Raw genomic sequence first — 12,050 nt, forward strand, 5'->3', positions numbered from 1 at the left:
CCCGGCGAGCCCAGGCCCCAGGTCCCAGGCCTCAGGTCCCAGGTCCCAGGCCTCAGGTCCCAGGTCCCTGGTTGGGCCCGGTTCGGACGTCTGCCCGGTGCGGACGGGAACAGGAGGGGACAGCATGGACGCTGAGAGGTCTGGACAGGACCAGGCAAGGACGACCAGGAGGACCGCGTCATGTCAGCCGAAGGCCTCGAACAACTGATCGCCGGGACGCACGGGGGCGCGCTGGTCGCGCTCAAGCGGGACGGCCGCCCGCAGATCTCCAATGTCAGCCACGTGTTCCAGCCGGAAACCCGGCTGCTGCGGATCTCCACCACCGCCGACCGGGCCAAGGTGGCGAACCTCCGCCGCGACCCGCGCGCCAGCTACTACGTGAGCAGCGAGAACCAGTGGAGCTACGCCGTGGCCGAGGGCACGGTGGAGCTCACCCCGGTCGCCGCCGACCCGCACGACGCGGTGGTGGAGGAACTGATCGAGGTCTACCGGCTGATCCTGGGGGAGCACCCCGACTGGGACGAGTACCGCGCCGCCATGGTGGCCGACCGCCGCCTGGTCATCCGGTTCACCGTGGACCGGGTCTACGGCATCGCCCGCTGACGTCCGCCGCAGGGGTTCCGGCCACGGCCGCAGCGGTCGCTGTGGCCGGAACCGCGTCGGCGGCGGAGAAGGTCTGTAGACGCCCAAGTCCCGAGACAGTTAGCATGGCTAATTATGTTCCTGGCTCACCGGTCTCATGGGGACCACAACGCTGACGCCGCACCCGCCGCGATACCCGGGTGGCTGCGGCGTCTCAGCTCGTACTGCTGGCGCTACCGGCGCAACGTCCTGCTCTCCTTCGGTGCCTCGCTGCTCGGTATGGCCGTCAGCGCCCTGGTGCCGCTGATTCCGCGGTTGATCATCGACGATGTGATCACCGCCCACACCCGGCACCTCACCCCCTGGGCGGTAGCCCTGGTGGCGGCCGCGGCGGTGGTCTTCGTGGCGACCATGGTCCGCCGGTACTGGGGCGGCAAGCTCGCCCTGGACGTCCAGCACGACCTGCGCCAGGACCTGTTCGACTCGCTCACCCGGCTGGACGGCGCCCGCCAGGACGCCCTGGAGACCGGACAGGTGGTCGGCCGGGCCACCTCCGACCTGCAGATGATCCAGGGCCTGCTGGGGATGCTGCCGATGATGATCGGCAACTTCCTGCTGTTCGTGCTCTCCATCGTGGTGATGCTGTTCCTCTCCCCGCTGCTCACCCTGATCGCCATCGCCATGGCCCCGGCGCTGTGGTGGTTCGCCCAGCTCAGCCGGAAGAAGCTGTTCCCGGCCACCTGGGCGGCCCAGCAGGAGGCCGGGGCGGTCGCCGGAGTGGTCGACGGAGCGGTCTCCGGGGTCCGCGTGGTCAAGGGCTTCGGGCAGGAGGAGCAGGAACTCGACCGGCTGGAGCAGACCAGCCGCAGGCTGTTCGCCAAGCGGCTGCGCGGGGTCAGGCTCAGCGCCCGCTACGGGCCCGCGATGCAGGCCATCCCCTCCCTCGGGCAGGTCGCGGTACTCGCCCTCGGCGGCTACCTGGCCGTCCGCGGCGAGGTCACCCTCGGCACCTTCGTCGCCTTCTCCACCTACGTCGCCCAGATGACCGCCCCGGTGCGGACCCTGACCATGCTGATGACCGTGGGCCAGCAGGTCCGGGCGAGCGTGGAGCGGGTGTTCCAGCTGATCGACGAGCGCCCGCTGATCACCGAGCGCCCGGACGCGACCGAGCTGGACGCCAGCGAGATCGAACTGGCCGACGGCGTCCCCGCGCTGGCCTTCGACGCGGTCGACTTCACCTACTCCGACACCACCGAGCCGGTGGTCCGGAAGTTCAGCCTGGAACTCGCGCACGGCGAGACCGTGGCCCTGGTCGGCGCCTCCGGGTCGGGCAAGTCGACCGTGGGCATGCTGGTCCCGCGCTTCTACGAGGCCAGCTCCGGCAGCGTCCGGGTGCACGGCCACGACGTACGCGACCTGACGCTGCGCTCGCTGCGGGCCGCCATCGGCATCGTCCCCGAGGACAGCTTCCTGTTCTCCGAGTCGGTGCGCGCCAACATCAGCTACGGGCGGCCCGACGCCACCCTGGCCGAGGTCGAGGCCGCCGCCCGGGCGGCCCAGGCCGACGGCTTCATCCGGGAGCTCCCCGACGGCTACGACACCGTCGTCGGCGAGCAGGGCCTGACCCTCTCCGGCGGCCAGCGCCAGCGGGTCGCGCTGGCGCGGGCCATCCTCACCGACCCGCGGGTGCTGCTGCTGGACGACGCCACCTCGGCGGTGGACGCCCGGGTCGAGGCGGAGATCCACGAGGCGCTGCGCACCGTCATGCAGGGCCGGACCACGCTGCTGATCGCGCACCGCCGGTCCACCCTCCAGCTGGCCGACCGGATCGCCGTGCTGGACCACGGGGAGCTGGTGGACAGCGGTACCCACGAGGAGCTGGAGGCCCGCTGCGCGCTGTACCGCTCGCTGCTGACCGACCCGGACGCGCTGGCCGGGGACGTCCGCACGGCCGACCCGGTGGCGCGGCTGCTCGCCGACGCGGCCGAGCACGGCCCCTCGGCCCGGTCCGCGCTGGGCACCACCCCCGCGCTGTGGGACCGCGAGCGCTTCCCCGACCCGGTCGACGACGAGCTCGTCGGCGCGGGCAAGGCCCTGGGCGCCGCCGGTGCCGGGCCGGTCGGCGCGAACATCGGCATGGGCGGCGGCCGGGGCGGCGGACGCGGCGGTGGCGGACGCGGTGGCGGTGGCGGTGGTCGGGGCGGCGGCGGTGGCGTGATGAGCGCCATGGGCTCCATGCCCGCCACGCCCGACCTGCTGGCCAAGGTCGCCGCGCTGCCCCCGGCCGACGGCACCCCGGACATCGACCTGGACGAGGCCAGGCGCCCGGACCCGCAGTTCAACCTGCGCCGGATGCTGGCCCCGTTCCGGATCCCGTTGGCGATCGACCTGGGTCTGCTCGCCGCCGACGCCCTCGCCTCGCTGGCGCTGCCGATCCTGGTCCGCCACGGCATCGACAGCGGCGTGACCAAGAAGGCGGGCGCGGCGGTGATGGCCGCCGCGCTGGTCGCCCTGATCATCGTGCTGGCCGACTGGGCGGTCGAGTGGGCCGAGACCCAGATCAGCGGCCGGACCGGGGAACGGGTGCTCTACTCGCTGCGGGTGAAGATCTTCGCGCACCTCCAGCGCCTGGGCCTGGACTACTACGAACGCGAACTCGGCGGCCGGATCATGACCCGGATGACCACCGACGTGGACGCGCTCAGCTCCTTCCTGCAGACCGGTGTGGTCACCGCCGTGGTCAGCCTGCTGACCTTCTTCGGCATCTTCGTGGTGCTGCTGGTGCTCGACGTCCAGCTGGCGTTGTACGTCTTCGCGGTGCTGCCGGTGCTGATCATCGCCACCCTGGTGTTCCGGAAGAAGTCGTCCGTCAGCTACACGCTCGCCCGTGAGAAGGTCAGCACGGTCAACGCCGACCTCCAGGAGAACGTCGCCGGGATGCGGATCGTGCAGGCCTTCCTGCGCGAGGACCGCAACCGCAGCCGTTTCTCGGCGCTCAGCAGTGACTACCGCCGCACCCGGATCCGGGCGCAGCTCTACATATCGCTCTACTTCCCCTTCGTGCAGTTCCTGTCGAGCGTGGCCGCCGCGCTGGTGCTGATCGTCGGCGCGCACCGCGTCGACGCGCACACGCTGACCGCCGGCGCGCTCGTGGCCTACCTCCTCTACATCGACCTGTTCTTCTCCCCGGTGCAGCAGCTCTCGCAGGTGTTCGACGGCTACCAGCAGGCGGTGGTCGGCCTCAGCCGGATCCGCGAGCTGCTGCGCACGCCGACCTCGACCCCGCAGGCAGCCGATCCGAGGCCGGTCGGACGGCTGCGCGGAGAGATCCTCTTCGACGACGTGCACTTCGCCTACAACGCGGTGCCCACTACCGGCGTCGTCACGGACGACGCCGGGGCGGTCGCTGCCACGGGTACGACCGTATCGGGCGGCACTGACAAGTCCGGCACTGACAAGTCCGGCGTCGGCAAGTCCGGCGTCGGCAAGCCGCGCAAGCCCGAGGTGATCACCGGGGTGAACCTGCGCATCCCGGCCGGGCAGACCGTGGCGCTGGTGGGTGAGACCGGCGCGGGCAAGTCCACCCTGGTCAAGCTGATCGCCCGGTTCTACGACGTCACCGGCGGCGCGGTCCGGGTCGACGGCATGGACCTGCGCGAGCTGGACCTGACCGGCTACCGGCACCGCCTGGGCGTGGTGCCGCAGGAGGCGTACCTGTTCGCGGGCACGGTCAGGGACGCCATCGCCTACGGCCGCGAGGACGCCTCCGACGCCGAGGTCGAGGCCGCCGCCCGCGCCGTCGGGGCGCACGACATGGTCGCCGGACTCGTCGGCGGCTACCTGCACCGGGTCAGCGAACGCGGCCGGAACCTGTCGGCCGGTCAGCGGCAGCTGATCGCGCTGGCCCGCGCAGAGCTGGTGGACCCGGACATCCTGCTGCTGGACGAGGCCACCGCGGCGCTGGACCTGGCCACCGAGGCGGCCGTCAACCGGGCCGCCGAGGCGCTGGCCCAGCGCGGCGACGGCCGCCGGACCACGGTGGTGATCGCGCACCGGCTCACCACCGCCGCCCGCGCCGACCGGGTGGTGGTGCTGGACCACGGCCGGATCGTCGAGGACGGCCCGCACACCGAACTGCTGGAGGCGGACGGCACCTACGCCCGGCTCTGGCGGGCGTTCGTGGGCGAGGAGGAGTCGGCCGCCGCGCGCTAGCGGCTCACAGCAGCGGATCGCCGTCGCCGTCGGGGAGTTGCAGGACCTCCTGGCGGCGACGGGGCCGCCGGGGGGCCTGCGGGCCGCCCCGGGGCCCGGCCGAGCGCGGCGGGATCACCTTCTCCTGGGCGTCCGTGCGGGTGGTGACCGCCCGCCACCAGAGCTCGAACGGGACGCCGTCGGCCTCCCGCTCCACCGCCGCCCGTGCCTCGGCGGCCCAGTGCACCCGTCGCACCCGCCATTCGGCGCGCAGCCCGAGCAGGGCCCGGTCCAGCTCCATCGCGGTCAGCTGCCGCTCCGAGCAGACCGCCCCCTCGGGCAGTTCGGTCGGCACGTCCCAGCGGAAGACGTGCACCTCGCAGGTGGCGGTGCCGGTCCGGACCAGGGCCAGGCCCCAGAGCTGGTCCAGTTCCGCGCCGTCGAAGCGCTCCAGCACCAGCAGCCAGCGCTGCGCCCCGGCCTGGGCCTCGACCCGGCGCTGGATCTCGCAGTGGATCGGCCAGTAGGCGTCCGAGGCGGCGCGGGCCAGCACCGGGTAGCGGTCGGCGGCGGCCGCGTAGGCGGCCTCGGCCGTGACCGTGGCGCGTCGGCGGGCACCGGCCTGGGTGCGCGCCGCCGCCCGGCGGGCCCGCCGCTCGGCGGTCTGGAGGTCGGCGGCGGCCTGCTCCAGCGCCAGCAGGTAGCGGGTGGCGGCGATCCGCCAGGCCGCCCACTCGGCCCGGTCCACCGGGATCCGCACGCCCCCGGCCGCGTCGTCCTCCTCGGCCAGCGCGTACAGCTGCGGCTCGGCGACGGTGATCGCGTGCCCGGAGCTGAGATAGCCGGGCTTGTCCAGCAGGGTCACCCGGACCCACATGTCCCCGATCACCTGCCACCCCCGCCTGCCTCTGGATGGATGTCCCCTGCGACCTACCCAGCGCGGGGCCCCGCTACGCCGAGGGCCACCTGGCGGCCCGGAGCCGGGGCTGGGCGGCGGCCCAGCCCGCGCCGCAGGCCAGCAGCCCGGCCAGGGCGAGCAGCGCGCCGGTGCCGCCCAGGTACTGGAGCAGCAGCCCGACCGAGCCGGTCCCCAGCGGGATGCCGAGGGCGATCACGGTCATGGCCGAGGTGATGGTCCGGCCGTGCTTCCGCTCCGGGACCTGACGGAAGATCAGCACGTCCAGCAGCACGCTGAGGGCGGGGATGCCCAGGGTGGTGCAGAAGAGGACGGCGGCCACCGCCCACGGTCCGCGCACCAGGCCGAGGGCGACCACCAGCGGCACCTCGGAGGCCACGATGCCGAGCAGCAGCCACCCGGGGCGGAACCGCCGGTGCAGCGGCTCGACCAGGGCGGCTCCGGCCAGGCCGCCCACCGCCGCGCCGCTGAGGGCCAGGCCGATGCTCCAGGACGGCGCCGACTCGCGGTGCAGCAGGTAGACGGAGCACAGGGTGAGCGGCGCGCCCGCGGCGTTGAGGAAGGAGACCAGCACCATCGCGGCGCGCAGCGCGGGGTCGGCCCACAGCACCTTGATCCCGGCGAAGATCCCCCCACTGTCCCGGCCGTCCTCACCGTTCCCGCCGCCGGTGCCGGGGGCGCTCGGGGGGTTGTCCGGGCGCACCACGATCGCGCACGCGGTGGAGACGGTGAAGGACACCGCGCTGTAGAGGAACGGCAGTGCCCGGCCGAGGCCGTAGAGCAGCCCGCCGAGGGAGGGGCCGACGAGTTCGGCGATGCCGCCCCGAACCTCGTCCTGGGTGAGCGCGGCGGTGAGCTGCTCCGGCGCGACCACGGAGCGCACCAGCAGCATCCGGGCGGCGCCGCCGAAGGGCTGGGCCGCGCCGAGCAGTACGGCGGCGGCCAGCAGTACCGGGAGCGACAGCTGGTGCGCGGCGAAGAGCAGGGCGACGGTGCCGGCGGTCGCGGCCCGGACGCTCTCGGCGGCGATCAGCACCCGGCGCCGGTCGTGGCGGTCGACCACCTGTCCGGCCGGCAGACCGGCGAGTACCAGGGCGGAGGCCTGGAGGAAGCCGAAGAGTCCGGCCAGCGCCGGGGAGCCGGTGAGGGTGAGGATCACCAGCGGGTAGGCCACGTCGGCGGCGGTCGTTCCGGTGAGCGAGGTGGTGGAGCCGACCCACAGGGTCTGGAACCGCCAGTTGCGGCGCAGCGGGGTCACCGGCGCCGGTATCGCCTCGTTCTCGGTGACGGACATGGTTGCGCTCACGGGAATCCTCTCCACATGGCGAATGCTCACCTTCATGAAAGCATTCACGAATAAGTGAATGATTGCGCGGCGGTGAGCATCTGGCAAGATGGGAGCCATGGACGATGTGCGGACGCAACCCGGAGTCGCCGTTCCGGACGTGCGCTGGATCGAGGATGCCGCCACCCTTAAGGCCATGGCCGACCCGACCCGGCTGGCCATCCTCCGCCGGATGATGGCCTCGGCGACCAGCCAGGGACTGCGGCACTGGTCCGCCAAGGAGCTCGCGGCCGCGCTGGGCGAGCCGCAGACCAAGCTCTACCGGCACCTCAAGCAGCTGGAGGAGAGCGGGCTGATCAGGGTGGCCGGGACCAGGCTGGTCTCCGGCATCGTCGAGCAGCGCTATGTCGCGGCGCAGGGCAGCCTGGAGATCGCGCGGGACTTCATCCAGGGCTCGACCACCCGCGACGAGAAGGCCGACCTCTTCGCGGCGGGGATCGACGCCTACCGCCGGGACCTGCTCGCGGCGGTGCGGGACGGCCGGATCGACCTCCAGGCCGGGGCCGAGCCCGAGGCCTCCTACCTCAGGCCGCTGCTGATGTTCGGCGACGTCCGGCTGTCCCCGGCCCGCGCCGGAGAGTTCCGGGACCGGCTGGCGGCGGTGATCGACGAGTTCCTGGGCCCCCGGGCGCAGCCCGAGACCTACACCGGGGCGGACGCGGTGGAGCTGAGCGTGCTGCTGGGCTGCTACACCGAGAACCGGGACCCGTCCGCCGCCGGGGCCTGAGATGCCCCGCCCCGCGCCGGACCCCGCACCCCGGGACGGCCCGGGCGTCAGCGACGCGCTCCGATACTTCGCCCGTGTTGATGCGTTGATGGATGAGATGAACGGCCTGGCTGATGAGATGCTAGGACGCATTGGTGGACAGCGGCACGGGGGACCAGGGATGACACCAGGCGGCGGACGGGCTTACCTCGCGCAGCAGTACACGGAGGTCGCTCGGGATGCCGAGCAGCGCCTGGAGGAGCTGCTGGCGCTGGCCGCCGAGCCCTCCCCGGCCGTCGACTTCGACGCGCTACAGCGGACGTACGAGTCCCGCCCGCTGCCGCCGGAGGCCGTCGCCGAGCCGCCGCGCTGGGTCGACTACGCCCCGGAGCCGGGCCCGTCGGCGCCCGGTGCGCCCGCGAAGCCGCTGCTCAGCGGCGCGTACCAGCAGGAGTTGGCGTCGGCCAGGCTGCGGCACCAGCGCGCCCTGCGCGAATACCGGGACCACGAGAAGGAGTTGCGCGGCCTGGCGGAGCAGGCCCGGCTGGTCCACGAGCAGGAGGAGCAGCAACGGGCCCGCAGCGTCCGGGAGTACAACGAGCGGCTGCGCGGCTACCGTGCGGCGTACGAGGAGGGCGAACCGGCGGCGGTCGAGTCGGTGCTGGAGCGCGCCCTGGCCGCCGCCGGTCGGCTGCCCGGCCTGGAGGTTCCGGCGCGGGTGTCGTTCCGGCCGCTGACCCGGACGGCGGTGGTGGACCTGGTGCTGCCGAGCCCGGCGGTGGTACCTCCGGCGCTGGAGTTCCAGGTGGTGGCGGACGGCGGGGTCGAGCCGGTCCCGCGGCCCCGGTCGGAGGCCGAGGCCCGGTACCTGCAACTGGTGGCGCGGCTGGTGCTGCGCGCGCTGGACGCGCTGCTGGCCGCCGACACCGAGTCCCAGCTGGACGGCATCGTGGTCAACGGCCGGGCGGTGACCGCCGAGGCCGGTGAGACCTGCGTGGTCAGCGTGGACGCCCGGCGCGGCGACCTCTACGCGCGCACCCTGCTGCCGAACGGCCACGGCGAGGCGGTGGCCCGGCTGCGGGACCTGCCCTGCCTGCTCACCGAGGACCCGTACGCCCCGGTCGCGGTCACCCCGTACGCGGTGGCCTGCGCCGCCGCGCCCGCGCCCGAGGAGCTGTCGCCCGGCGAGTTCGCCGCCCTGATCGCCGAGCTGTTCGAGCATCTGGGACTGGACGAGTGGGAGCTGCGGCTGCACGGCCGGGACGGCCTGCTGGCGCTGGGACAGGGCGACGGGCGGCAGCTGGCCGAGGCGCCCTACGTGGTCTGCGCGGCCCGGCGACCGCTGGTGGTCGGCGCGGAGGTGGTGCGCAACGTCGCCGAGGTGGTCGAGGAGGAGTCCGCCGAGCACGGGATCTGGGCGACCACCGGCAGCTTCCATCCGGACGCGGTGATCGCCGCCGCCTCGCTGCCGCAGCTGCGGCTGATCGACGGCGGCGAGCTGCGGGCGCTGGTCCGGGCGCACCTGGGCGCGGAACTCGGCGGCTGAGCCCGCCACCGGCCCACGCCGCCGCCTGCCCCGTCCGGCCCAGTCGGGCGCGCGCCGGGGCGCGGGGCGGGCCAGGATGGCGGTGAGGGCGCGTATCCGGCCCGTGCGGGCGGACGGCGGCGACTGGGCAGGGCGCCGCCGCCCGCCCGCCTCTGCCAGTTCTCTGGAACTGCTGGAGCGAAAGACCGTCCTGGCAGGGCGTGTCTACCGCGACGCTCAGAACGCCTTCACCGGGGGCGTGGGTACGACAGTTCACGTACGAGTGCAGCACGCGGTCGCGGCCAAGGAGTTCGACAAGGAGAAGGGCACAGAGTTCACCGAGATCACCGAGGGCGACATCCCGGTCAAGATCGCACATGGCCCGGCAGAGGATGGCTGCCGCATGATCTCGGAGGGCCTGCGCGGAGGTCTGGCGGAACGGCGGCCCGGTCCATGTGCCGGAGCTTTCGCCCGGCCGGTGCCTCCGGCGAACCCGTAGCTTCGCGGGCTGTCGGTGGATGACCTGACGCGCCGAGAAGTGGAGCCCCTGAACTCTACTGAACCAGGCCCTCGCGGCTTCCCGGTTGGGAGGCTGCGGGGGCCTCTCTGCGTTAGGGACCTTCGGCCCTCTCGAACGGGACCAAAGTCCAGCGGGCGACCTTGCAGATGATCCGTCAGGTGACTGTGAGTCAGGGCTGGAACTGACCGAGCCAGCACACTCTTGACGGGGTTCACTCGCGGGGGTGACGGTGAAGGCAAGTGCCTGCAACGACCTAGGGTCTGGGGATCAGCGTGTCGCTAGAGTTCGTCGGGATCGACCCCGCCACGGAGAAGGACAAGTGCCCGACCGTCTGGAACGACGACGAGGTGCGGGAGTTCGTACTCCAGGGGTGGAAGGCTGGTGCGGAACTGCTGGCCAAGTGCCTTGATGCCGGGAGCGTCCCGGACGTCGAGGCAGTGATCAGGATGCCCTACCGGATGTGTGCCATCCTCGGGGAGGCTTGCACCCGTGCCGCCGCCTTTGGGACTGCTTCCGTCACGGCGGAAGCGACGCTGAGGGTCTGGAACGATGAGGAAGCGCAAGAGTTCATCTTTCAAGGATGGACGGCTGGCGAGGAATTGCTGGCCAAATGCCTTGAGGCCGGGAGCATCCCGGACTATGAGGCGGTGATCCGTTTGCCGTATCGCATGATGTCAACTATCAGGAAGGCTTGCGAACGTGCCGAGCGTGCCGGAGTTCTCGGAACTGCTGGCTGACTGCCGTAGCTCCGCCGTGCATCTGGAGATGCGCGACAGCTATGGCGTCACCGACGAGGCGGAGAACTTTGCTCTCTTTCTGCGCACCGGCGAGCGGAGGGAGCCGCCGGAATACTGGGACGGCTGGATCGCCCTTGTGGCGGGCGCAGTTGCCAGGGGCGTGACTGTTCGTCGCGCCCGGATCGTCTCCGAGCCGGTTACGGATTACATCCGTTACGAGTATGCGGGAACGCCCGTGAATCTCAAGGCAGGGGAAGAGGTTCGGTGGTTGCCACGGCGTCAGGCTTCGGATATTGCCTTGCCGGGAAATGACTTCTGGCTGTTCGATGACCGGCTGGTGAGGTTCAACCACTTTTCCGGCGACGGGGCTTGGGTGGAGCCCTCGCACACCGATGCGCCCGCCATCGCAAAGCTGTGTGCCGACGCATTCGCGGCCGTCTGGGAACGTGCCATCCCGCACGCTGAGTTCACGGTCTGAATCTGCGATTACCGGACAGTCAGCTCATGTCATCGTCTCCGTCGTCAAGTGCCGTCGCGGCACGCCAAGCGCTTGCCGCTCGTCTGGTCGAGATCCGGAAGGACGCCGGGATCAACGGGCGTGAGCTGTCTGACCGGTGCGGGTGGAACCCCGCCAAGACGAGCCGCATACAGGACGCCAAAACGTCACCCTCGGATGCCGATATTCGGGCATGGTGTGCTGCGTGCGGCGCGGAGGAGAAGGCGGCGGACCTGATTGCCGCATCCCGCGCGGTTGAGTCAATGTACGTCGAGTGGAAGCGACTTCAGCGCACCGGCCTCCGAGTCCTGCAAGAGGAACCGGTGCCGCTGTTCGAGCGGACACGACAGTTCCGGATCTATTCCGCTGATGTGATCCCCGGCCTGTTCCAGACGGAGGCTTACGCGTCGGCGCTGCTGACCGCGATCACGAATTTCCGACGCATCCCGAATGACGTGGCTGATGCCGTTGCCGCGCGGATGGCGCGATCACATGTCATCCATGAGGGCAACCACCGGCTCTCCGTTGTGGTGGAGGAGTGGGTTCTCCGGTCGCGTATTGCCGACGCTGACGCAATGCGTGGCCAACTCGTCTACTTGCTGGAGGTAATGGCGCTTCCGCGCGTAAGTCTGGGCATCATCCCGCTCACAGCGGAGCGTCACATGTGGCCGGTGGAGACCTTCGGCATCTACGACAGCGAGCTAGCCGGGGTTGAGCTGGTGTCGGCACAGGTGACCGTCACGGCACCCAATGAGCTTGCCCTGTACTCGCAAGCGTTCACCGAGCTGCAACGACTCGCGGTCTACGGGGCCAAGGCCCGTGCGCTGGTCACGGCCGCGATAGACGCGCTGGGGTGAGTGACTGCAAGTCTGCGCAACGAAGTTGAGACGGCTTCCGCGTGCTCCCTACGGTCGTGAGCAGTGGGCGGAGTGGCGAGAGGGTCCTTTGGTCGAGGCATCCCGCGTCGCGCTTGCCCGCGCCGTGTCTCAACCGGAGGTGATCGCATGACTTCCCCCGTTCCCCCCCCGCTCT

10 protein-coding genes are annotated in these 12,050 nt (G+C 71.7%); 8 read left to right on the forward strand and 2 right to left on the reverse strand.

The features are described 5' to 3' along the window. Nucleotides 1–180 precede the first annotated feature (180 nt). Together GXP74_RS06975 and GXP74_RS06980 are read left to right on the forward strand one after the other, a co-directional pair. Nucleotides 181–603, forward strand: coding sequence for a PPOX class F420-dependent oxidoreductase (locus GXP74_RS06975; protein WP_182450519.1), 423 nt, complete (start codon nucleotides 181–183; stop codon nucleotides 601–603). A 114-nt stretch (nucleotides 604–717) separates the two neighbouring features. Continuing rightward, entirely contained in the window at nucleotides 718–4,794 is a 4,077-nt protein-coding gene (locus tag GXP74_RS06980; protein WP_182450520.1) for an ABC transporter ATP-binding protein, read from the forward strand. 4 nt (nucleotides 4,795–4,798) lie between these two features. On the opposite strand, the gene GXP74_RS06985 is transcribed toward GXP74_RS06980, so the two are convergent. Both GXP74_RS06985 and GXP74_RS06990 read right to left on the reverse strand, forming a co-directional pair. Beyond that, entirely contained in the window at nucleotides 4,799–5,662 is an 864-nt protein-coding gene (locus GXP74_RS06985) for a hypothetical protein (RefSeq protein ID WP_182450521.1), read from the reverse strand. Between the two features lie 61 nt (nucleotides 5,663–5,723). Next, nucleotides 5,724–6,995, reverse strand: coding sequence for an MFS transporter (locus tag GXP74_RS06990; RefSeq protein ID WP_182450522.1), 1,272 nt, complete (start codon nucleotides 6,993–6,995; stop codon nucleotides 5,724–5,726). Between the two features lie 97 nt (nucleotides 6,996–7,092). Between GXP74_RS06990 and GXP74_RS06995 the strand changes: the two genes are divergently transcribed. The 6 genes from GXP74_RS06995 to GXP74_RS07025 all read left to right on the forward strand — a co-directional run bounded on the left by GXP74_RS06995 (nucleotide 7,093) and on the right by GXP74_RS07025 (nucleotide 11,875). Then, on the forward strand, nucleotides 7,093–7,761 hold the full coding sequence (locus GXP74_RS06995) for a transcriptional regulator (RefSeq protein WP_182450523.1): 669 nt from the start codon (nucleotides 7,093–7,095) through the stop codon (nucleotides 7,759–7,761). Between the two features lie 160 nt (nucleotides 7,762–7,921). Continuing rightward, entirely contained in the window at nucleotides 7,922–9,286 is a 1,365-nt protein-coding gene (locus GXP74_RS07000) for a restriction endonuclease (RefSeq protein ID WP_182450524.1), read from the forward strand. 262 nt (nucleotides 9,287–9,548) lie between these two features. Then, a complete protein-coding gene (locus GXP74_RS07005) occupies nucleotides 9,549–9,764 on the forward strand; it encodes a hypothetical protein (RefSeq protein ID WP_182450525.1) in 216 nt (71 codons plus the stop codon). Nucleotides 9,765–10,057: 293 nt separating this feature from the next. Continuing rightward, on the forward strand, nucleotides 10,058–10,522 hold the full coding sequence (locus GXP74_RS42045) for a hypothetical protein (RefSeq protein ID WP_370468389.1): 465 nt from the start codon (nucleotides 10,058–10,060) through the stop codon (nucleotides 10,520–10,522). A 28-nt stretch (nucleotides 10,523–10,550) separates the two neighbouring features. Continuing rightward, nucleotides 10,551–11,000 (forward strand): DUF6879 family protein, encoded by a 450-nt coding sequence (locus GXP74_RS07020; RefSeq protein ID WP_370468539.1) that lies wholly within the window; start codon nucleotides 10,551–10,553, stop codon nucleotides 10,998–11,000. A 26-nt stretch (nucleotides 11,001–11,026) separates the two neighbouring features. Beyond that, complete coding sequence (locus GXP74_RS07025; protein WP_182450527.1) at nucleotides 11,027–11,875, forward strand: DUF5753 domain-containing protein; 849 nt, start codon at nucleotides 11,027–11,029, stop codon at nucleotides 11,873–11,875. The last annotated feature ends 175 nt before the right edge of the window (nucleotides 11,876–12,050 follow it).

The sequence above is a fragment of the Streptacidiphilus sp. P02-A3a genome, assembly GCF_014084105.1.
GTDB lineage: Bacteria > Actinomycetota > Actinomycetes > Streptomycetales > Streptomycetaceae > Streptacidiphilus.

What these genes read in the sequence shown, in the direction of transcription:
- GXP74_RS06975 (WP_182450519.1), top strand. Translation starts at nt 181, where the DNA reads ATGTCAGCCGAAGGCCTCGAACAACTGATCGCCGGGACGCACGGGGGC.
- GXP74_RS06995 (WP_182450523.1), top strand. Translation starts at nt 7,093, where the DNA reads ATGGACGATGTGCGGACGCAACCCGGAGTCGCCGTTCCGGACGTGCGC.
- GXP74_RS07025 (WP_182450527.1), top strand. Translation starts at nt 11,027, where the DNA reads ATGTCATCGTCTCCGTCGTCAAGTGCCGTCGCGGCACGCCAAGCGCTT.
- GXP74_RS07000 (WP_182450524.1), top strand. Translation starts at nt 7,922, where the DNA reads ATGACACCAGGCGGCGGACGGGCTTACCTCGCGCAGCAGTACACGGAG.
- GXP74_RS06980 (WP_182450520.1), top strand. Translation starts at nt 718, where the DNA reads ATGTTCCTGGCTCACCGGTCTCATGGGGACCACAACGCTGACGCCGCA.
- GXP74_RS07020 (WP_370468539.1), top strand. Translation starts at nt 10,551, where the DNA reads ATGCGCGACAGCTATGGCGTCACCGACGAGGCGGAGAACTTTGCTCTC.